This window comes from Micromonospora ureilytica (assembly GCF_015751765.1).
Classification (GTDB): domain Bacteria; phylum Actinomycetota; class Actinomycetes; order Mycobacteriales; family Micromonosporaceae; genus Micromonospora; species Micromonospora ureilytica.
In genome coordinates this window covers 6,439,284-6,460,944 of the sequence record NZ_JADOTX010000001.1, presented here as the reverse complement: position 1 = coordinate 6,460,944, position 21,661 = coordinate 6,439,284, and the positions used below count along the sequence as shown (strand labels likewise).

Here is a 21,661-nt window from a genome sequence, read left to right as displayed (position 1 = left end):
GTGATGACATCACCCGGGCCATGCGTATGAAGACTACAAGCGGGTCAACACGGCACGGTCGACGTGAGCGGCCACCCACCCCTAACCTTTGCCTGCGGCGCCCAATTCATGGAGGTCGTGTCCAGTAATTCCGGAGTGAGGAGTGCGCCGTGAGCGACATGGCGAAGCGGCTTGCCCGGCTCCCGGGCGACCGACGGGCCGAGTTCCTGGCCGCGCTGCGGGCGGCCAGCACGGCACCGGCTCCGCCGCCTTCCCCCCGCCGTGAGCCCGGAGCGCCGGCGCCACTCTCCTACGCCCAGGAGACCCTGTGGTTCCTCGACCGGCTCGCGCCGGGGCAGTCGGCCTACAACATCGGCACGCTGTTCACTGTGTTCGGGCTGCTGGACATCGACCGGCTGAGCGACGCGCTGTCCACCGTCGTACGACGGCAGGAGGCTCTGCGTAGCGTGCTGCGAGTTGCCTCGCACGGTCCGGAGCAGGTCGTCCTGCCCGCCGGTCCGGTGCCCCTGCCAGTTCAGAACGTTGAGGCCGGTACCCACGATGTCATGGGCGCCGTGCGGAAGATCGCCGTCGAGATGACCTGTCAGCCGTTTGATCTCGGGGTCGGGCCGCTGATCCGGGCGGCGCTGCTACGACTGGATGCCGAACACCACGTGTTCGTCTTCGTCGTGCACCACGTGGTGTTCGACGGCTGGTCGAACACGCTGTTCATAGAGGAACTGTCGGCCGCGTACACGGGCGAGGAGCTTCCCCCGTTGCCGCAGCAGTACGCCGATCACGCCATCGCCGAGCGGGACCGCCACGAGGGTGGCCGTCTGGGTGAGCTGGCAACGTTCTGGCGGGAGAACCTGCGCGGCGCCCCCACCGTGGCACTGCCCACGGATCGGCCTCGCCCACCCGTCGTCACCTACGCCGGAGCCTACCGACGCACAGTTCTCGACCCGTCCGCCAGCGACGCCGTTGAGCGACTCGCCCGGTCGGCCCGGGTCACTCCGAACGTCGTGTATCTCGCGGCCTTCCTGGTGCTGTTGGCGCGCTACACGGGGCAGACCGACCTGGTCGTCGGCTCACCGACGTGGGGGCGAGACGGAGACGACGTCGACCGGATCATCGGGTTCTTCGTCAACATGGTCGCCCTGCGTGCCGACCTGTCCGGCGATCCGAGCTTCCGCGAACTGCTCAGCCGCGTCAGTTCCACCACCACGGCCGCCTTCCTCCACGCCGACCTGCCGTTCGGAAGGGTCGTCGACGCCGTACGGCCGGCCCGGGACCCCTCGCGTCCGCCGCTGTTCCAGATCGTCTTCGCCCTTCAGAGCGGATCGGCACGGCTGTCTCTGCCGGGACTGCGGGTGGAGACTGAGCAGCTCGACACGGGCGCCTCGCGCTTCGACCTGAGCTGGAACGTGACACCGGACCCGACCGGGACCGTCGTGGAGGCCGAGTTCAACACCGACCTGTTCGACGCCGAACGGGTGGAGACGCTGCTCATCCACTACCGGCGGGTGCTGCAGTCGGTCCTCGCCGCACCCGAGCTGACCGTCTCCGGGGTTCCGCTGTTGTCCGAGCCCGAGCAGCAGGACCTGCTGACGAGATGGAACGGGCCGCGGACCGCATTGCCGGAGCAGTCCGTTCCCGAGGTTTTCGCGACCCGGGTGGCCGAGAACCCGGCAGCGGTGGCGCTCGTCGTCAACGAGGTGGCTTACACGTACGCCGAACTCGACCGGATGTCCAATCGGATGGCCCGGTTGCTGATCGACCACGGCATCCGGCCCGGAGACCGGGTGGCGCTCAGTCTGCGCCGCACCCAGGACCTGTGCGTGGCGGTACTGGCCGTGCTCAAGGCCGGGGCCGCGTACGTGCCGGTGGATCCGGGTTATCCCCCGGCCCGGATGCGGGCGATTCTCGACGACGCCGAACCGGCCGCGGTGCTCACCCACGCCGACCTCGTCGACCGCCTACCGGCCGTGGAGGCCACCGTCCTCACCCTCGACACTCTCGGTTCGCGACTCGAGAGCTACTCCGACAGCAGTCCGAACGTGCCGACGAGTTGCACCGATGTCGCCTACGCGCTTTACACCTCCGGCACCACCGGGCGCCCCAAGGGAGTCCTGATCGAGCACCGCTCGGTCGTCGCATTCGTCGATGCCATGCGCGAGCTGTTCGAGCTGACCCCGAAGGACCGGATGCTCGGATACGCGTCCGCCAACTTCGACGTCTCGGTCGGCGAGATGTTCAACGCTCTGCTCACCGGCGGCCGACTCTGTCTCGCCGACGACGAGCAGCGGCTGGACATGCGTCGACTCGGTGACCTCATCGAGCAGGCCGGGATCACCGTGGCTGACCTTCCGCCGACGGTCATGGCGCTGCTGGAGCCCGAACGCTTCACCTCCTTGCGGATCGTGTTCGTCGGCGGTGAGGCGTTCCCCGGGGCGCTGGTCAACAGGTGGAACCAGGGCAGGAAGTTCTTCAACGGTTACGGCCCGACGGAGTGCACCGTCACGATGATCGTGCATGAATGTTCGGGGCGCTGGGAGACCTCACCCCCGATCGGCCTGCCAATCGCCAACCACGTCGCCCACGTCGTCGATGAGCAGTTCCGACTGGTCCCCTACGGCGTGGTCGGCGAGTGCGTCATCGGTGGCGCCGGTCTCACTCGCGGCTACCTGAACGACCCCGAGCTGTCCGCCAGGAAGATCGTGCCCGATCCCTTCGGAAGCACAGTCGACGGCCGCCTCTACCACACCGGCGATCTGGTACGCCGTAGGCGCGACGGAACTCTCGAGTTCGTGGGTCGGATGGACAACCAGGTCAAGATTCGCGGCCTACGCATCGAGCTCGGCGATGTGGAGGCCACCACAGCCAGCTATCCCGGGCTCGGACAGCTGGCTGTGGTGGTGTGGACCGATCCGCACGGCGAACGCCACCTCGTCGCCTACTACACCTCGGCCGGTCAACCGGTCAGCCGTGACGGCCTACGCAGCCACGTGGCTCAGCGAGTTCCGGCGCACATGGTGCCGGCCTACTTCGTCGAGCTGCCGGCCCTGCCGCTCACCGTGAGCAGCAAGGTCGACCACGCGGCCCTGCCCGATCCGAACACGGATCAGCTCACGGGCGAGGGGCCGTTCGCGGAGCCTCGTACCGAGACCGAACGCCGCCTCGCCGAACAGATCTTCACCAGTGTCCTGCACCGGGATCGGATCAGCATCGACGACGACTTTTTCCAGCTCGGCGGTAACAGCCTCCAGGCGGCCCATCTGATGTCGCGCATCAGCGCTGACTTCGACGTCGACGTTCGGCTGGTGGAGTTCTTCCGATCACCGACCGTCGCGCACCTCGCCTCGATCATCGACCGGGAGCGGGCGCTTCACCTGTCCGACGACCAACTCGTCGCCCTCATCGAGGGCATGTCGGACGAGGAAGCCGAGCGGATGATTGGTGGCGACGCAGTCCGATGAAACTTGGGTTCACACCCGCGGAGGAGGCCTTCCGCCGCGAGATCCGCGTCGAGCTCGCCTCCCCGGACATCACGACGCACCTCAAGCTGCTGGCCGACTCGGACGAGGCCGAGCCCGAGGTACGTCCGTTGTACCGCGCGCTCGGCGAGCGTCGACTGCTCGCGGTCAACTGGGCCGAGGAGCATGGGGGCCGGGGTCTGGGCCTCGTGGAGGCCGCGATCGTGGCCGAGGAACTCGCCCGAGCCGGCGTTCCGGACACGCTGCACGTCAACACGATTCAGATCGTCGGCCTCTTCCTGCAACGTGCCGGCACCGTCGAGCAGCAGGCTGAATTCCTGCCGAGCCTGGCCGTCGGCCTGCAGTTCGCGAGCGTGCTCTATACCGAGCCGGAGGCTGGTTCGGATCTCGCGTCCATCCGGACGACGGCCGTACCCGACGGGGACGGATACCGCCTCGACGGCGTGAAGGTCTACAACCTCAAGAGCGACGTCACCGACATCGCGTTGTGCGCGGCCCGGATCGATGACGGGGGCAACCGGTACCGGGGCATCCGACTGTTCCTCGTGGACATGCACGCCGAGGGTCTCACCAGGGAGATCATTCCGTGCCTGGCCGACGAGCAGTTCCATCGCGTACGTCTCGAAGGGGTGCATGTCAGCACCGACCGGATCATCGGCATCGGCGAAGACGGCTGGACGTTGATCACCCGAGCGCTGTCCATGGAACGGACCGGGCTGGACTACTCACTCAAGGCCGAGAAGTGGTATTCCGCCGCGCTCACCGGAATGGATCTGGAACCGCACCTCGCGGCCGTCGGGCGGTACGGGGCAGCGGTTGAAGCGACCCGGCTGCACGCCTGGCAACTGATCAACGCACTTGCCGTGCACCCGGAGGGAGCCGGGGACGGTGCCGCCGCAGCTGCCAAATATGTGACGAGCGAACTGGCCGCGGACCTCGCCGCGTGGGCGAACCTGGTTCACCACGATGCTCACACGACCTTTCCAGCGACCACTCGCATGCTCGAAGCCGCTTACCGGGAGGCACCCGGATTGACCTTCTCCGCAGGCACGTCCGAAGTGATGCTCCAGATCGTCGCAGCCTCTGACACATTGTCGGCCGACACCGACTTCACGTCGGTCGAGAGCGCACTGGCAAAACAGCTCCGGAAGGCAGTGCGCGACTGTCTCCAGGAAGCCACGCAGGGCCTTCGTCCGGACGTGCGGACTCCACTCCCGACGGCGGGCGAGGGATGCCCGAGCTGGGCTCCGCTCGTGGAGCTGGGCGTGCCGGCGTTCGAGGCGCCGGCGGATGCCGGCGGACTGGATCTCGGTCTTCAGGCGTCACTCGTCGTCTGTGAGGAACTCGGTCGCGCTCTGCTGCGCGGCCCGCACAGCGGCGTGACGCTGACCATCGACGCCTTGCGGACCAGCTCCACGGCGGCCCGAGCAGGTCTGCTGGAGCCGCTCATCGCTGGCACGCTCACGGTCGACACCGGCATGTTCGCTCTCGACAGGCCGATGTCGGCCGAAGCGATCGAGGGTGGTTGGCGGGTTCACGGCTCGATGGCCATCGACGGCGGTCAGGTCACGCACCTGCTCATCCCCCTGCTGGCGGACGGGACGGTAGCGCTCGCACTGGTTCCGACGACCCGGCCCGGCTGGCACGCGATCGACGGCGACCAACCGCTCGCGACCTTCCACGGCTTGGTGGTCGACGCCGGGGAGGTCATCGCCGTCACGTCGCCCGAGGATCGCCTCGCCCTGGTCGCGCGCGCACGTGTTCGACAGGCGGCCTACCTCCTCGGGCTCGCGGGCGGAGCCCACGATGCGGCTCGCGCCTACACCCAGGAACGCCGGCAGTTCGAGCGGCCGATCCACGACTTCCAGGCGGTCGCCTTCGGCCTGGCGGAGGCCGCGACGTCGCTGGAGACCGCGTGGGTCGCGGTGCGCCGAGCCGGCTGGCTCAGCGACGAGGGCCGGCCGACCACCAGAGCGTCGCTCGACGCGCTCGCACTGGCCGCCGAGGCGACTCTCAACACCACTCGCACCGCGCTTCATGTCTGTGGCGCGCGCGGCCTCACCGCGGACGTCTCCGTCCACCGGCACTACCGGCTCGCCCGTACCGAGGCGGTGCGGTACGGCAGCCCGTTGCGCCTGTGGTGTGCGGCTGCCCGGCAACGCCTGGAGCGCCGCGACGGCCTCGAGCTCATCACCGACCCGTGGCTGGTGTCCACCGAGGGGCTGCCGACCCCGCTGCCCAAGTCCGACGAGGAGACCGAAGAAACATGAACGACGAGGTCAGGACCGCCTATCGGGTCGTAATCAACGACGACGAGCAGTACTCTATCTGGCCGCAGGCCTCACCGATTCCAGCCGGGTGGCGGGACGAGGGCTTCGCCGGCTCAGAGGACGAGTGCCTCGCACACATCGAAGAGGTCTGGGTCGACATGCGGCCGCTCAGCGTTCGGCTCTACACCTCGGCGGGCACGTCGAAGTGAGTCGACGATGGTTGATCGGCCCGCGCCGCCCGCAGGCCCGGGCCGTCCTCGTGGCCCTGCCGCACGCCGGAGGATCGGCCGGGGTCTACCGCAGTTGGCAGAGCTGGTTCGGTGACGCGGTCGAGGTGCTCGCCGTCCAGTACCCCGGTCACTCCAGTCGCTTCAGCGAGCCGCTGCCCACCGACTGCCGATCGCTGGCTGGCGACATCACCGCCACCCTGCTCCCGGTTTTGGGCCGGCCGCTGACCCTCTTCGGGCACAGCCTCGGCGGCATCATCGCGTTCGAGGTGGCCGCGGCACTGGAACAGAACGGCACTCCCGCGGCCCGACTGATCGTGTCCGGGTCGCCGCCGCCGGACGCGCCCTGCCGTGACCCCACGCGGTCGAACCAGACCGACGACGAGATCGTCACCGCGTTGCGCGGCATGGGCGGCCCGAACACCGCCCTCGACGATCCGGAGCTGCGGCAGCTTCTCCTACCTGTTCTACGGTCCGACCTGCGGATGGGTGAGTCATATCGGCCCGCGTCCGTCGCCCCGCTCGCCACGCCCATTGCCGCGTTCGGTGGGGACGCCGACACGCTCGCACCGCCGGGGGAGATGGCCCGATGGCGGGGGTTCACCACCGACGTCTTCGATCACCTGACCTTCCCCGGCGGCCACTTCTACCTCCACGACGTCAGCGCGGGGGACGTGACCACCCGACTCGCGGCCATGCTCTCCGCACCGGCACCTGCCCCCCGAGCCGGCGACTTACATGCCGCTGATTGATCGGGCAGTTGAGGACAGGGGGAACGACGTGTTGGTTCACCGATTGTTTGAGAAGCGGGCGGCGGAGCGGCCCAATGCCCCGGCTATCGCGGGCGCCGGCTCTGACGTGACCTACCAGGCCCTCAACAGGGCCGCGGACGCCGTGGCCGCCCGGTTGCAGGAGACCATGGCCGTCAACGGCCCTGGCGCGGAACCCGTGGTGGCGGTCAGTCTCGCCCGTGGTGTCCCGCTGGTAACCGCGATCCTCGCCACGCTGAAGGCGGGTGCCGCGTACCTGCCACTCGACCCGGCGCTGCCGGCCGATCGCGTACGCGCGCTGCTGACCGCCGCCGGGGCGCGGGTTCTGCTGACCGGAGGGGCACCCCAGCTGGTGTCCGCCCTCGGCGGGGACGACCGGTTCACGGTCATCGACGTCGCTGCGGCCGTCGCCGCCCCTGACCGCCGGCCGAGAGACACCGCCGAATCCGACAGGCGGTTGGCCTACGTCATCTACACCTCCGGCTCCACCGGGGAGCCGAAGCCCGTCGCGGTGGAGCATCACAGCCTCGTGCAGCACGCCCGGATGGCGATCGAGACATTTGGCCTGACGGCAACGGACCGTGTCCTGCAGTTCGCCAACCCGGGTTTCGACGTGCTGGGCGAGGAACTGTTTCCGACGCTCGGGTCGGGGGCGTGCGTCGTCGTCGTGCCGGACCCCACTCCGTCCCCGGCCGAACTCGAATCACTGATCCGCAGTCAGGGCGCGACGGTGGCCAACCTGCCCACGCCGTACTGGCACCAGTGGTGCGACGACCTCGACGAGAGCCCGCGTGCGCTCCCGCCGTCGCTGCGTCTCGTCATCATCGGTAGTGATGCGGGACGCCCGGGATCGTTGGCGGGCTGGCGCCGGCACAGTGACACGCCGATCATCAACGCGTACGGGCTCACCGAGACCACGATCACGGCCACGGGGGCCCTCTTCAGCGCGGACACGCCGATGCCCACGGCTCCCGTGCTGCCAGTAGGCCGGCCGTTGGGTGACACGCGGGCGTACCTGCTCGACGAAGCGATGGCCTCGGTCACCGGCGGCGAGGTGGGTGAGCTGTTCATCGGGGGGCCCGCGCTCGCACGTGGTTATCTCCACAGACCTGCCCTCACCGCGCAACGCTTCTGGCCGGACCCGTTCGCGACGGTGCCGGGTTCACGGATGTACCGCACCGGTGACCGGGCAAGGCTGCTGCCGGATGGGATGATCGAGTTCCTCGGCCGCGCGGATCGCCAGGTGAAGGTGCGTGGATACCGGGTGGAACCGGCGGAGACAGAGGCTCTCCTGTTGAGGGAACCCGGCGTCCGCGAGTGCGTCGTCGTTCCCGTCGGGACCGGGGAGGACATCCGGCTCATCGCCTACATCGTCGGCGAGGCCGACACCGGGGCGCTGAAGGCCATCGCTGCGGCTGGACTGCCCGCTCACCAGGTGCCCTTCGGCATCGTGTCCCTCGCTGCGCTGCCCATGACCGCGAACGGCAAGGTCGATGTCGCCGCGCTGCCGGCGCGATTCGCGTCGACCGCGCCGACCGCGCCACCGGAGGGACCCGTCGAGGAACGTGTCGCCGCGATCGTCGGGGAGGTGCTGGGGTCGTCCACGGTCGGACGCTTCGACGACCTTTTCGATCTCGGCGCCAACTCGCTTCACGTCCTGCGTATCCTGAGCCGTCTGCGGAACCGGCACGGGGACGCGCTGACGCCCGGCGACGTGGTGCGGGCACGGAATGTGGCCGCGATTGCCCGGCTCATCGGATCCGACGGAGTGGTCGGACACCTGCCACCCGTCGCCGGACGCCCCGAAGCCCAACCGGTGGTCGGGCCGGGTGAGCGGCGGTTGTGGTTCCTCGACCAGCTGCGTCCCCAGGCCGGCGTCGCGTACAACATCCCCTCGGCGGTGCGACTGCGCGGGCCGCTCGATCGGCGCGCGCTGCAGGCCGCCTTCGACGACGTAGTCATGCACCACGAACGACTTCGGACCGGATTCGTCTATCGCGACCGGGCGCTCCGCGCGGAGATCAACGAAGCTCCGGTGACGAGGATACCGATCATCGCACTCGCCCGGTCCGAGGCGGGTGAACGCGTAGCCCGTGAACGCGTGCAGGCGTTCACCACCGCTCACATCGACCTGAGCAGCGCGCCGCTCATCCGCGGCGAGCTGTTGCGGTTCGCGGCGGACGATCACCTCTTCCTCATGGTCATGCATCACATCGTCGGCGACGGGTTGAGCCTCGAACTCGTCGAACGGGATCTGGCCGAGGCGTACACGGCACGCCGTGCAGGCGAGGAGCCCAAGCTCGGTCATCCGGCCCTGCGGTACAACGACTTTGCGCACTGGCGGGCCGAACTCGACGCATCCGTGGCTCTCACCAGGACCCTGGCCCGCTTGGACGGGGCACCTGTGGTCCTGAACCTCCCCACCGACCATCCACGACCTCCGGTGATGACCTACCAAGGCCGACGGATCCGACGTCCGGCGCCATCAGGCCTGCTGAAGGCCATGCAGGATGTCGGACGCCGCTCAGCCGCCACGGCCAACGGAGTGGCGCTCACCGCGTGGGGAATCGCGCTGGCTCGCCTGACCGGTCAGACCGACCTGCTCATCGCCTCACCGACAGCGGGCCGACCGCACCCGGATCTGGAGGAGGTCGTCGGCTTCTTCGCCAACACCGTGGTGTGCAGGCTGCGGATCGATGCCTCCGCGACGTTCCGGGACAACCTGACCGCGGTTTACGGCGACATGCTCGCCGCACTGGAGTTCGAGTACGTGGCCTTCGAAGGGCTCGTCGCGGGACTCGCCGCCGAACGCGACCTGTCACGGCCACCGCTGACCCAGACCGCCTTCGCCTATCAAGGAACGCGCAGGTCACCAACCCGCTGGGGTGACCTTGAGGTGTCGGCGGTCGAGGTGGACAACGGCACCGCGAAGTTCGATCTCACCGTCGAGGTGGACGAGGTCGAGGGGGAACTGGCGGTGTCGGCCGAGTTCTGCACCGACCTGTTCGCAGCTGAGACCGTCGGCGGGCTGCTCGATGAGTGGCTGCGGTTGCTGACGAGGGCCGTGACGACGCCCGAGGCTCTTGTGTCCGATCTGTACAAATGAGAGCAGGTTTGTTGTGTTGGGTGTGCATGGGACGTTCGTGGGTGTCGCGCAGCGCTACGCCGATCGGGTGGCGGTGTCGGATGGCGCGCGGGAGTTGACGTATCGGCAGGTCGATGAGGCGTCGACGGTGTTGGCGGCGCGGTTGGCTGCGGTGGGGGTGGGGCGGGGGACGTTGGTCGGGTTGTGCGTGCAGCGGTCGGTGAGTCTGGTCGTGGCGATGGTGGCGGTGTTGAAGACGGGGGCGGGTTATGTGCCGCTGGACCCTGGTCATCCTCATGCCCGGCTGCGGGCGGTCCTGGCTGACGCCGGTTGTCCGGTGGTGGTGGGTGACGCGTCGTGGCGCGGGGTGTTCACCGAGGTCCCGACGTTCGTGGCGATCGACGACGCGGGCACCGACGACGTGGGGGGATCGTTCACGCCGGTGGCGGTGTGTGACGACGACACCGCCTACATCATCTACACCTCCGGATCGACCGGGAAACCCAAGGGTGTGCGGGTCACCCACCGCAACGTCCTCCGGCTGTTCACCACCACCGACGAACTGTTCGACTTCACCCACACCGACGTGTGGAGCATGTTCCACTCCGCCGCGTTCGACTTCTCCGTCTGGGAGATCTACGGCGCTCTGCTGCACGGCGCCCACGTCGTCGTCGTCGCCCACACCACGACCCGCGACCCCGACGCCATGTGGCACCTCATCCGCGAGCGTCACGTCACCGTGCTGAGCCAGACACCCACCGCGTTCGCCAACCTCGCCAAGGCCGCCGCCGCCACCGCTCACCCACCCACCGACCTGCGCTACGTCATCTTCGGCGGGGAACTCCTCCAACCGGCCACCCTCACCACCTGGGCCACGCACTACGGCACCACCACACCCCACCTCGTGAACATGTACGGCATCACCGAAACCACCGTCCACGTCACCCACCACACCATCACCCCCGAGGACCTCACCCAACCCCACAGCCCCATCGGACGAGCACTACCCGACCTCACCATCGACCTGCTCGACCCCGACGGCAACCCCGTGCCCGACAACACCCTCGGCGAAATGTTCATCAGCGGCCCCGGACTCAGCCTCGGCTACCACCAACGACCCGCCCTCACCGCCCACCACTTCCCCCCCAACCCCCACCCCCACCACCACACCCACACCCGCCGCTACCGCACCGGCGACACCGCCACCCGCCAACCCGACGGCACCTACCACTACCACGGCCGCACCGACCACCAGATCCAACTCCGCGGCTACCGCATCGAACCCCACGAAATCGAACACACCCTCCAAACCCACCCCCACGTCCACACCGCCCACATCACCCTCACCACCACCACCGACCACCCCCACCTCACCGCCCACATCACCCTCACCCCCCACACCCCCAACAACCCCCACACCCAAAAAACAATCCGAAACCACCTCAACCACCACCTACCACCCCACATGATCCCCACCCACATCCACACCCACACCCACCTCCCCACCACCACCAACGGCAAAATCGACCCCACCCAACTCCCCACCACCACCCCGCCACCGCCGCCGTTGCGACAGTCGTCGGACAAGGGGCTGAGGCTGAGTGCGTTGTGGCAGGAGACACTCGGCGTCGTCGACATCGGGGTGGACGACAACTTCTTCTCGCTCGGCGGCGACTCGATCCTCGCGGTGCAGTTGGTTGCCGAACTCCGCGAAGCCGGCTTCGACGCGACCGTCGAGAAGCTGTTCTTCCACCCGACCATCCGGGAACTCGCCCTGGCGATCGACGGAGCCACCTCCGGGCCACCGGTGGGGATTCCGCAGCAGCCGCACGCCGCGCCCACCCGCCCGGAGTTACCGCCCGACGTCGAGGCCGTGTACCCCACGACATCCCTGCAACTGGGCATCCTCTATCAATGTGAGCTGTCGGACGACCCGGGCCTGTACCACGACCTGACGAGCGTCACGGTCCGCGGACCATGGACCGAGGCGGCGCTGCGCGACGCGCTCGCGCAGATGTGCGAGCGACACGAGATCCTCCGGACGAGGATCGACCTGGCCGAGTTCGACCAGCCGACCCAGTTGGTCGGTGGGAACGCGCAGATTCCCCTGACCGTCGACGATCTCACCGGTGCCGGTTACGCCGCCCAGGAGGAGTTCCTTCGGGACTGGTGGCAGCGCGAGTCCGCGCATCCCTTCGACCTGACCACGGCACCGATGGCGCGCGCCCACGTCCTCGTCCGGTCGGCACAGTCGTTCCAGCTGTCGGTCGCGGTCCACCACATCCTGATGGACGGATGGAGTTTCGCGCGCTTCATGACCGAGCTGCTAATGGCGTACGACGCCCGATGTGCCGCCAAGCCAGCGATGCTGCCCGCGATGCCCGAGGTTCGGTTCCGCGACTTCGTCGCGGCAGAGCAGGTGATTCTGACCTCGACGGAAGCACGGACGTACTGGGCAGATCTGCTCGCCGACGCGCCGTCGCTCGACCTGCGCGCGCTGCGCGCCGAGACCGGCGCCCTCGGGGTCGTCGACCGGCAGGAAACGTCGCTCGCGGTGACGACCTTGCCCCCTGAAGTGTCCGGAGCGGCTCGCCGTGTCGGGGAGTCCCTGGGAGTTCCCACGAAGTCCGTATACGCGGCGGCATACCTCTACGCGCTCGGCGCCATCACCGACGCCTCGGACGTCGTCGCCGGATTGTGCACGCACGGGCGTAGTCAGGCGAAGGGCGCCGAGTTGGTGCTCGGGGTGTTCCTGAACGTCACTCCAATCCGCCTGTCGCTGGCCGGCCGGACCTGGGCGGACCTCATTCGTGCGGTTTTCGCGCAGGAACGCGAACAGCTCGCGGTCCGCACGTACCCGTTGGCTCGCATCCAGCGCGACCTCGGTCGGGCACCGTTCGAGGTGATGTTCAACTACACGGACTTTCACACCTTTGCGGAGGTCGACACCCTCACGGAGATCGCCGTTGAGGACTGGCGCTTCGCGGACCGCACCAACTTTTCCATGGTCGTGGAGGTGAACCGCCTGCACGGCGGCGAGGCGGTCGAGCTGTCCGTCCGGATCGAGCCCACCCAGCTGGCACCCGCAGCCGCCGTGCTCGTCTCAGCCACGATGCAGGACGCGTTGCGGCAGCTCACCGCCGATGTGTCGGCGCCGCTGTCCCAGCCCTCAACGGTGGGCGGTCCATGACGCGGACCCACCCGCACCTGTCGACCCGAGAACGAGCCAGCAATTCCACCACCGTGTACGACGCCAAGCCCCACGCCGATGTTCAAGCGAAAGGTAAGCCAGATGTCCCAAAAGGAAAAGATCGCCTCACCTGACGTCGCCGCGGCCGAGGCGACGGACAAGCTACGCTTCCCGCCCCAGGTCGGCGACAACATCACGCTCACCACACCGCAGTGGACCTTCTCCGACGGCACGGCCGAGCACTTCGACGAGCACGTGTCGCGCAGTGTCCCCGGGTACCAGGACGGGCACGACGTCATCGCGCAGTTGTCCGACTTCTTCGCCACACCCGGCAGTCGGATCGTCGAGGTCGGGTGCTCCACCGCCGCCCTCACGGCGAAGCTCGCCGAACGCCACCTGCACGCGGACGTGAAGTTCCTCGGCATCGACATCGTCTCGGAGATGGTGGCGCAGGCCCGCCAACGATGCAACGCGTTGCCCAACGTGAACATCGAACTCGGCGACGCTCTTCGGATCGACTACAGCGACTGCAGCCTGGTCGTCATGTATTACACGCTTCAGTTCGTCGCCCCGCACAAGCGACCCAACCTGATCAGGCGGATCTGTTCGGAAATGCTGCCGGGGGGCGCCCTGGTCCTCTTTGAGAAGACCCGCCTACCTGAGCCGCACCTACAGGACATCTTCAATCAGTGCTACGAGGAATTCAAAGTCACTCGAGGTTTTTCCTCGGATGAGATTCTCGGTAAGGCACGGAGTCTGCGTTCGGTTCTGGAGCCGTTCACCTCGGCCGAGAACATCGCCATGCTGAAGCAGGCCGGGTTCGCCCGCACCGAACTGATTCACAAGAACCTGGCCTTTGAAGGCCTAATCGGGGTAAAGCCGGTCGTCACCGCTGGAGGAGAGTCATGAGATACCGCCGTTTCGGTCGCCTGGGCTGGCAGGTCAGCGAGATCGGCTACGGCATGTGGGGCATCGCCGGCGGCGAGGGCGGTTGGACCGGCGCCGACGATGAGACGGGCATGGAGGCCCTGCGCGAGAGCGTCGAGCTGGGCTGCAATTTCTTCGACACCGCCTGGATCTACGGTCGCGGGCACAGCGAGGAGATGCTCGGTCGCCTGCTTGCTGAACAGCCCGATCGTCGCCTCTACACGGCGACCAAGATCCCGCCCAGGGACCGCGCCTGGCCCTCGAGGCGGGACTCCGGACTGGCAGATGTCTTCCCGGCCGACCACATCATCGAGTACGCCCACCGCAGCTTGGAATGCCTCGGCGTGTCCTCGATCGACCTGCTGCAGTTTCACGTCTGGGAAGACTCGTGGGCGGACGACGAGCGTTGGCAACAGCCGATCGCGCAGCTGAAATCCGAGGGCCTCATCTCAGGCGTCGGCATCAGCATCAACCGGTGGGAACCGTGGAACGTGCTCAAGACGCTCGACACCGGGCTGATCGACGCGGTGCAGGTCATCTACAACATCTTCGATCAGGCACCGGAGGACGATCTCATCGGCGCCTGCGCCGAACGGGACATCGCAGTGATCGCGCGGGTGCCGTTCGACGAGGGGAGCCTCACCGGCACGTTGACCAAGGACACGACCTGGCCGGAAGGCGACTGGCGGGCTTCCTACTTCGTACCTGAGAACCTGGAGGCGAGCGTCGAGCGAGCCGACCGGCTGAAGCCCGTGGTCCCGGCCGGCATGGACCTCCCGGAGCTGGCGCTGCGCTTCATCCTGGACAATCCCGCGGTCTCGACCGTCATACCCGGTATGCGGAGCCTTCGTCACGTACGGGCGAATTGCGGTGTGAGCGACGGGGTGCCGCTCGACGACGACGTCCGCGCCGAACTACGTCGCCACCGCTGGGACCGCACCCCGACGGCCTGGTCACAGTGACGTGACGGGGCCGCCATCGATCGATGGCGGCCCCGCAGTCACCAGCTATCCGATCTCCCAGTGGTGTCCGCCATGCCGAAAGCGGGTCTGGCGTGCCGCCTCCGGGCGCTCCTCCAGGTCGGCGAAGCTCCGGACCGTCACGTTGCCCTTGTAGAGCTCGATCTCGACGAGACCGTTGAGGGCCGCCGTGATCTGCTTCGCCGCCGACGCCGCGCCGACGTGGGTCGTCTCAAGGACCCTTCCCTCGTAGACCGCGGTCGAGACCGCGTCCGAGATTTCACGCATCAGTGCCGTGGCTGGCTTGTCCAGGCACACCTGCATCAGCGCAGAGACGCACGTCCCGAGCACATCCATTCCCGGTGACTCGTAGACGCACCGGCATTTCGTGCCGTTGACTCGGTTCTCCACGACGCTACGCAGGGAGATGCCGTGACGCCGGCCGGCGGCGTTCGCCAGGGTCAGCGCCTCGAGAGAGGAGACGGGCTGACCCTGGATCTGCACGGGACGCCCAGCGGCGAACCGCACGGACATCAGCTCCGGGGTGTCCGCACCGTCGACGGGCCACACCGTCATCAACGGCGTCGCCGCGGTCGGCGGGGTCGCCAGTGATTCAAGTTCGTTGCTCTCATGCGAAGCGCCGGCCAGATTCGCATCGATCGAGTAGCCCGCGGCCGACGTCACCTCCGCGGGATAGTTCCGCTCGGCCAGGTACGCCCCCATGCTCGCCCGGTCCGGGAAGCGCTCCAGCAGAAACGGCTGCGTCCAGGGAATCAGCACCTCGACGTCGGGTGTGAGGGCCGCCGCGTAACGGCTGAAGCGGGCCTGGTCGTTGCCTCCACCGACACAGCCGTGCGCCAGGACGCCGCAACCGGCCGATCGCAGCATCTGGGCCATCCCGCTGACCAACACGTACCGGGACGCGCTCGTCGTGTTCCAGTAGCCCGCCCCGTACGTCGCCTGACAGGCGGCCAGGTCGAGAGCCATGTCGGCCATCTCGCCCCGCAGATCGATGAGATGAGCCTTGTGCCCCTCGCCGGTCAGCCACTCGGCGGTCTGCGCCGCCGTCATCGGGCCGGTCTGACCGATGTCGGCAACGAAGTGCTCGACCTCGACATCCTGCTCCGCGAGCCAGGCGCCGACCGTCATCGCGGGCAGGCCACCGGATTGGAACAATCCGACACGTCGGGAGCCTAACTCCACAGGTTCCACAATCGTAACCCCCTAGGGAAATGTCGCTTCGTCGGGAATCTGCCGCCACCGGCAGCAGGCCTGGGAAGGCAATCGATCGACGTTAGAATTTTCCCTCAGCATTCGTCAATCAGTTCAGCGTGGACAGGCCGGGCCGCCGTAAACGCGAAGATTACCGCCGGCGTAAGCGCAGCAGGGTCGCGGTTCCTTTTGGAGTGACCTATGTTGTGAACGGCGGGTTCCGGCTCTGGCCACCCATTCGCAATGGGCTGCACAGCGCCTTGGTTGTCCTCCAGATGAATGCGGTCGCTCGGATGCCGCGACACCCGCAGTCATCACCTTGATGCGGAAGCGGGGATTGAGGAATTGTCAGACAGCCTGCGCGAACAGTTGCTCTCCGGGTGGAGCGGGCGTGCTGTCGCCTATCCGGCCGACCGCACGGTCCTACAGCTCTTCCAGGAGTGCGCGGCAGCGCGACCCGACCGGGTGGCGGTCGTGTACGGGCACGACTCCCTCACCTACGGCGAACTTGACCAGCGGAGCAACACCCTCGCCCACGAACTGCACGAACGAGGCGTACGACGGGGGGAGTTCTTGCCGTTGGCGCTCGAGAGCGGGCTTGAGCTGCCGCTGGCGATGATCGCCTCGATGAAGATCGCGGCACCGTTCGTGCCCATCGACCCGGCCGGTCCGGTGGAGCGGACCACCCTCATGATCGAAACAATGGGAGCGCGGGTGCTGGTGGATGCGCCCGGAAGCTCGACCGGTCCCGAATCCGTCACCCGCATCAGCCTCGACGCGACGCGTACTCCGGGCACCCCCGCCGCCCCGGCCGTGCCGCCGGCGACGCTTGACGACCCCATCTATGGCTTCTACACGTCCGGCTCCACCGGAGAGCCGAAGTGCGCGGTAAACATCCACCGCGGTCTGCTCAATCGCTTCAGCTACATGACCCGGGCACTGAGCAGCCGGTCTGACGAGGTCGTGCTGCAGAACAGCCGTCCCCAGTTCGACTCGTCGTTGTGGCAGTTGCTGTGGCCGCTGACGACCGGCAGCATGGTCGTCATGCCGACGCGGAGCGGCATCCTCGACCTGCCGTCGACGATCGACACGATCGAACGATATGGCGTGACGATGACCGACTTCGTTCCGTCCATCTTCAACACGCTTGTGGAGCTCCTCCACGCCGAACCGGAGTTGGTCGGCCGGCTCAGGTCACTGCGTCGCCTGCTCATCGGCGGTGAGGAGATGACCGCGGCGACCGTGCACGCCTTCCGGGCCATGCTGCCCACGGTCGACACGATCAACACGTACGGTCCGACCGAGGCATCCATCGGCTCGGTGTTCCACCACGTCACCGAAGCCGACGGCGAGGTCATCCCGCTCGGCCGCCCGATCGACAACACCTATTTGCTGATCCTCGACAGCGGCCTGACGCTGGTGCGACCAGGCGAAATCGGGGAGTTGTACATCGGCGGCGACTGTCTCGGGCTCGGCTATCTCAACGACCCTGAACGGACGAAGGCCGCGTTCGTCGACAACCCGTTTCCGGAGATTCCCGGCAACAGGCTCTACCGGACGGGTGATCTGGGCTTCCACTCTGCGAACGGCCTCGTCCACTTCGCCGGCCGTCGAGACAACCAGGTCAAGATCGCTGGTGTACGGATCGAGCTGCTCGACGTCGAGGCCGCCTTCCTGCGCTTGGACGACGTCACCGACGCCAAGGTCGTGGCGAGTTCGGACCTTGACAACCGCATGCTCATCGCCTTCGTGACCACCCGAGCGACCGGAACCGACGCCAGTGTCCTCATGGCCCAGGTCCGGGACATGCTTCCCGCCACCATGCTGCCTCGACGGATCGTCATCCTCGACCAGATGCCCCTGACGCCCAACGGCAAGGCCGACCGGCGTGCACTCGTCGCGCTCGCGGACAGCCTGACCAGCCAGACCGTCATGGCCGTGCCGACCGATGCGGCCGATGTCGTGAGGGCCCACTGGCTCGAACTGCTGCCGGTCGCGCAACTCGACCCCGATGACGACTTCTTCGAGTCGGGCGGCGACTCACTGACCGCGCAGCGCCTGGCGATCGCGCTGGAGCAGCGCTTCAACCGGCCGGTCTCGGCCCGGGACATCTTCGAGTTGCCGACGTTGCGCGCCCAGATCGCCCTGCTGACCGAGGACGAGAGGCCTCGCACGATGTCGGCCACCTCGGACGACGTGCGACGGGCTACCGTCCTGCCCCCGGACATCCCCACGGTCGTCGCGGCGGAACCGGCGCCCCTGGCCGACGTCTTCCTCACGGGAGCGACCGGCTTCGTCGGAGCGCAACTGCTGTACGACCTTCTCGATCAGACCTCGGCGACGGCATACTGCCTGGTCCGCGCCTCGGACGAGCGCTCGGCGCACGATCGGATCGTCGACAACCTCCTGCACTACCGGCTCTGGCGGCCCGAGTTGAGCGGGCGGATCAGGGCGGTCCCGGGCGACCTCGGCCGCCCCGGCCTCGGTCTCGGTCTCGGGGTGTTCGATGAGCTGGCGGCGACCATCGACACGATCCTGCACTGCGGCGCCATGATCAACCTGCGCCGGGACTACCGGGCGCACGCGGCGACAAACGTGTCGGGCACCCTCGACATCATTCGACTCGCCACCGCAAACCGCACCAAGTCGGTCCACTTCATCTCCACGCTTGGCGTCATCGACTCCGGCCCGTCGGAGCTGGGCGACCCGCTGGAGGGCGCGGCCACCGGAAATCCGCCCACCGACGGTTACGGACAGTCCAAATGGGCGGCTGAACGCCTGTTGGATGAGGCCGCAGCCCGAGGGTTGCCCGTGACTGTCCACCGAGTCGGTGAAGTGATGCCCCACTCCTGGCACGGGGTGCCGAGCCGGCGGGGCCTGGCCGACCTCATCGTCAAGGCGTGCGTGAATCTCCGCGCTTGGTTCCGAAGCCCCATCGTCATGGACTACACCCAGGTCGAATGCATCAGCAGTGCCGTCATCGCCGCGGCGGTCACCGGACGGGTGGGCTACTTCCATCCGGTGCAGTACGGGCTGGTCAGCCTGGACGACCTGCTCGCCGGCTTCGTCGAGGAGTACCAGCTCGTCGAATTGCCGTACGAGCAGTTCCGCCAGCGACTGGTCCGCGCTGCCGAGCAGCCCGACCAGGGCGACCTTGCCCGGCTGTTGGCTCTGCTTCCGGCGCCGGACAACGACACCGACGTCGCGGTGAAGGACGGGCTGTCGAGTCTCTTCTCCGATGCGGCGGCCGGGCGGACGGGACGACGGGCCGCCCAGCTCGTCAGGTCCGAAGGCCTCACCTGGCAGCCGGTCGGTCCCGACGTCTTCAATCGGTACGTTGCGTACTACCGCTCAGCCGCCGGCTTGGCGGCGCTCAAAAGTTGAACGCCGCAACGGACCGGAGCGAGGAGACCATCCTCGGCCCTGCCGCGGCGGCGGCCGGTGCGGGAGCCAGAAACGGCGGAACCGCCTGCCGGCGTGGAAAACCACGTCCGCAGGCGGTTCCGACCGCATCAGGCCTCGTGGGTCGCGACGATCTCGCGCTTCTCCGCGAAGTGGCAGGCGCTCGGGTGGTCCGAGGCCTGCCGGACCTCCAGCAGCGGGACCTGCTCGGCGCACACGTCCTGCGCCTTCCAGCAGCGGGTCCGGAACCGGCATCCCGAGGGCGGGCTGATCGGCGACGGCACGTCACCCGTGAGCCGGATGATCGTCTTGTTGTTCCGCTGCGTCGGGTCCGGCACCGGCACCGCAGAGAGCAGAGCCTGGGTGTACGGGTGCGTCGGTCGCTCGTAGATCTCGTCCTCGGTGCCGATCTCGACGATCTTGCCGAGGTACATCACCGCGACCCGGTCCGAGAGGTGGCGGACCACCGACAGGTCGTGCGCGATGAAGACGTACGAGAGGCCGAACTCGCCCTGCAACTGCTCCAGCAGGTTCATGACCTGGGCCTGGATGGAGACGTCCAGCGCCGACACCGGCTCGTCGCAGACGATGATCTCGGGCCGCAGCGCGAGCGCGCGGGCGATGCCGATGCGCTGACGCTGACCGCCGGAGAACTGGTGCGGGTACCTGTTGATGTGCTCCGGGTTGAGCCCGACCAGGTCGAGCAGCTCCCTGACCTTGGCCCGGCGGCTACCCTTCGGCGCCACCTCCGGGTGGATCTCGAACGGCTCGCCGAGCAGGTCGCCGACGGTCATCCGCGGGTTCAGCGAGGTGTACGGGTCCTGCATCACCAGCTGGATCTGCCGGCGCAGGCGTCGCAGCGCCCCACCGGAGAGCTTGGAGATGTCCTGGCCCTTGTAGACCACGTTGCCGGCGGTCGGCTTCTCCAGGTTCATCAGCACCCGGGCGAGGGTCGACTTGCCGCAGCCGGACTCGCCGACCACACCGAGCGTCTCGCCGGCGCGCAGACCGAACGAGACCCCGTCGACCGCCTTGACCTGACCGACGGTCTTCTTGAACACCACACCCTGGGTGACGGGGTAGTGCTTGACCAGGTCATTGACCTCGAGGATGTTCTCAGACACGGTTCACCAGCTCCTCGGCGAAGTGGCAGGCGCTGGCCCGGGCGGGGCCGACCTGCAGCAGCGGCGGGACCTTCTCCCGGCACACCGGCTGAGCCATCGGGCACCGCGGGTTGAACGGGCAGCCCGGCGGGATGTTCATCAGGTTCGGCGGGAGGCCCTTGATCGTCCGGAGCTGCTGCCCCTTCTCGTCGAGGCGCGGGATCGAGTCGATCAGACCCAGGGTGTACGGGTGCGCCGGCTTGGCGTACAGCTCGTACACGTCGGCTTCCTCGACGATCCGGCCCGCGTACATGACCGCGATCCGATCCGCGACATCGGCAACCACACCGAGGTCGTGGGTGATCAGGATCATGCCCATCTGCCGCTCGCGCTGAAGCTCGGCCAGCAGGTCCATGATCTGGGCCTGCACGGTCACGTCGAGGGCGGTGGTCGGCTCGTCCGCGATCAGCACCTCCGGGTCGAGCGCCAGCGACATCGCGATCATCGCGCGCTGCCGCATACCGCCGGAGAACTGGTGCGGGTAGTTGTTGAACCGACCCTTGGCGTTCGGGATCTTGACCTGGTCGAGCATGTCGATCGCGCGCTTCTTGGCCTCCGCGCGGCCCATGCCCCGCCGGACCCGGAACTGCTCGGCGATCTGGAACCCCACGGTGAAGACGGGGTTCAGCGCGGAGAGCGCGTCCTGGAAGATCATCGCGATGCCCTCGCCGCGGATGCGGCGGCGCTCCTCGTCGGACATGCGGAGCATGTCCTTGCCGTGGAAGCGGACCTGCCCACCGGTGACGAAGCCGGGCGGCGTGTCCAGGATGCCCATGATGGTCTGCGCCGTGACGCTCTTACCGGAGCCGGACTCGCCGAGCACGGCGAGGGTCTCCCCCGCGTCGACGTGGTACGTGACCCCGTTGATGACCTTTGCGACGCCGTCCCGGGTACGGAACTCCACCCGCAGGTCGTCGACCTCGAGCAGCCTGCCGGAGGGACGTCCGGACCCGCCGGGTCCCGGCGCGGACTGCTCGGACACG

General features: G+C 67.8%; 12 protein-coding genes. 9 read left to right on the top strand and 3 right to left on the bottom strand.

From position 1 onward, the window contains the following. Positions 1-158 precede the first annotated feature (158 nt). From IW248_RS29670 to IW248_RS29635, 8 genes are all read left to right on the top strand, one after another. Positions 159-3,455, top strand: coding sequence for a non-ribosomal peptide synthetase (locus IW248_RS29670; RefSeq protein ID WP_231397974.1), 3,297 nt, complete (start codon positions 159-161; stop codon positions 3,453-3,455). Next, the gene (locus tag IW248_RS29665) at positions 3,452-5,743 is read left to right on the top strand and encodes an acyl-CoA dehydrogenase family protein (RefSeq protein ID WP_196929547.1); all 2,292 of its coding nucleotides are present in this window, start codon (positions 3,452-3,454) and stop codon (positions 5,741-5,743) included. Before IW248_RS29670 ends, IW248_RS29665 begins: the two co-directional genes overlap by 4 nt. Continuing rightward, positions 5,740-5,952: an MbtH family protein gene (locus tag IW248_RS29660; protein ID WP_196929546.1), complete on the top strand. Its 213-nt coding sequence runs from the start codon at positions 5,740-5,742 to the stop codon at positions 5,950-5,952. Before IW248_RS29665 ends, IW248_RS29660 begins: the two co-directional genes overlap by 4 nt. Beyond that, a complete protein-coding gene (locus IW248_RS29655; RefSeq protein WP_196929545.1) occupies positions 5,949-6,722 on the top strand; it encodes a thioesterase II family protein in 774 nt (257 codons plus the stop codon). The genes IW248_RS29660 and IW248_RS29655 overlap by 4 nt, the downstream gene beginning before the upstream one ends. Next, the gene (locus IW248_RS29650) at positions 6,709-9,846 is read left to right on the top strand and encodes a non-ribosomal peptide synthetase (protein ID WP_231396486.1); all 3,138 of its coding nucleotides are present in this window, start codon (positions 6,709-6,711) and stop codon (positions 9,844-9,846) included. Before IW248_RS29655 ends, IW248_RS29650 begins: the two co-directional genes overlap by 14 nt. Positions 9,847-9,859: 13 nt before the next feature. Continuing rightward, positions 9,860-13,015, top strand: a complete 3,156-nt coding sequence (locus tag IW248_RS29645) for a non-ribosomal peptide synthetase (RefSeq protein ID WP_196929543.1) — start codon at positions 9,860-9,862, stop codon at positions 13,013-13,015. Between the two features lie 102 nt (positions 13,016-13,117). Beyond that, on the top strand, positions 13,118-13,924 hold the full coding sequence (locus IW248_RS29640) for a methyltransferase domain-containing protein (RefSeq protein ID WP_196929542.1): 807 nt from the start codon (positions 13,118-13,120) through the stop codon (positions 13,922-13,924). Beyond that, positions 13,921-14,904, top strand: coding sequence for an aldo/keto reductase (locus IW248_RS29635; protein ID WP_196929541.1), 984 nt, complete (start codon positions 13,921-13,923; stop codon positions 14,902-14,904). The genes IW248_RS29640 and IW248_RS29635 overlap by 4 nt, the downstream gene beginning before the upstream one ends. Before the next feature lie 45 nt (positions 14,905-14,949). On the opposite strand, the gene IW248_RS29630 is transcribed toward IW248_RS29635, so the two are convergent. After that, on the bottom strand, positions 14,950-16,104 hold the full coding sequence (locus tag IW248_RS29630; RefSeq protein ID WP_307788308.1) for an argininosuccinate synthase domain-containing protein: 1,155 nt from the start codon (positions 16,102-16,104) through the stop codon (positions 14,950-14,952). Between the two features lie 354 nt (positions 16,105-16,458). On the opposite strand from IW248_RS29630, the gene IW248_RS29625 reads away from it, so the two are divergent. Further along, positions 16,459-19,497 (top strand): non-ribosomal peptide synthetase, encoded by a 3,039-nt coding sequence (locus tag IW248_RS29625; protein WP_196929539.1) that lies wholly within the window; start codon positions 16,459-16,461, stop codon positions 19,495-19,497. A 128-nt stretch (positions 19,498-19,625) separates the two neighbouring features. Here the strand turns inward: IW248_RS29625 and IW248_RS29620 are convergent, their stop codons facing one another. After that, entirely contained in the window at positions 19,626-20,639 is a 1,014-nt protein-coding gene (locus IW248_RS29620; RefSeq protein ID WP_196929538.1) for an ABC transporter ATP-binding protein, read from the bottom strand. Next, positions 20,632-21,660: an ABC transporter ATP-binding protein gene (locus IW248_RS29615; protein ID WP_091406372.1), complete on the bottom strand. Its 1,029-nt coding sequence runs from the start codon at positions 21,658-21,660 to the stop codon at positions 20,632-20,634. The genes IW248_RS29620 and IW248_RS29615 overlap by 8 nt, the downstream gene beginning before the upstream one ends. Between the last annotated feature and the right edge of the window lies 1 nt (position 21,661).

Excerpts from the sequence above, each read along its gene's own strand:
- IW248_RS29670 (WP_231397974.1), top strand. The coding sequence starts at position 159 with ATGGCGAAGCGGCTTGCCCGGCTCCCGGGCGACCGACGGGCCGAGTTC.
- IW248_RS29665 (WP_196929547.1), top strand. The coding sequence starts at position 3,452 with ATGAAACTTGGGTTCACACCCGCGGAGGAGGCCTTCCGCCGCGAGATC.
- IW248_RS29660 (WP_196929546.1), top strand. The coding sequence starts at position 5,740 with ATGAACGACGAGGTCAGGACCGCCTATCGGGTCGTAATCAACGACGAC.
- IW248_RS29650 (WP_231396486.1), top strand. The coding sequence starts at position 6,709 with ATGCCGCTGATTGATCGGGCAGTTGAGGACAGGGGGAACGACGTGTTG.
- IW248_RS29640 (WP_196929542.1), top strand. The coding sequence starts at position 13,118 with ATGTCCCAAAAGGAAAAGATCGCCTCACCTGACGTCGCCGCGGCCGAG.
- IW248_RS29635 (WP_196929541.1), top strand. The coding sequence starts at position 13,921 with ATGAGATACCGCCGTTTCGGTCGCCTGGGCTGGCAGGTCAGCGAGATC.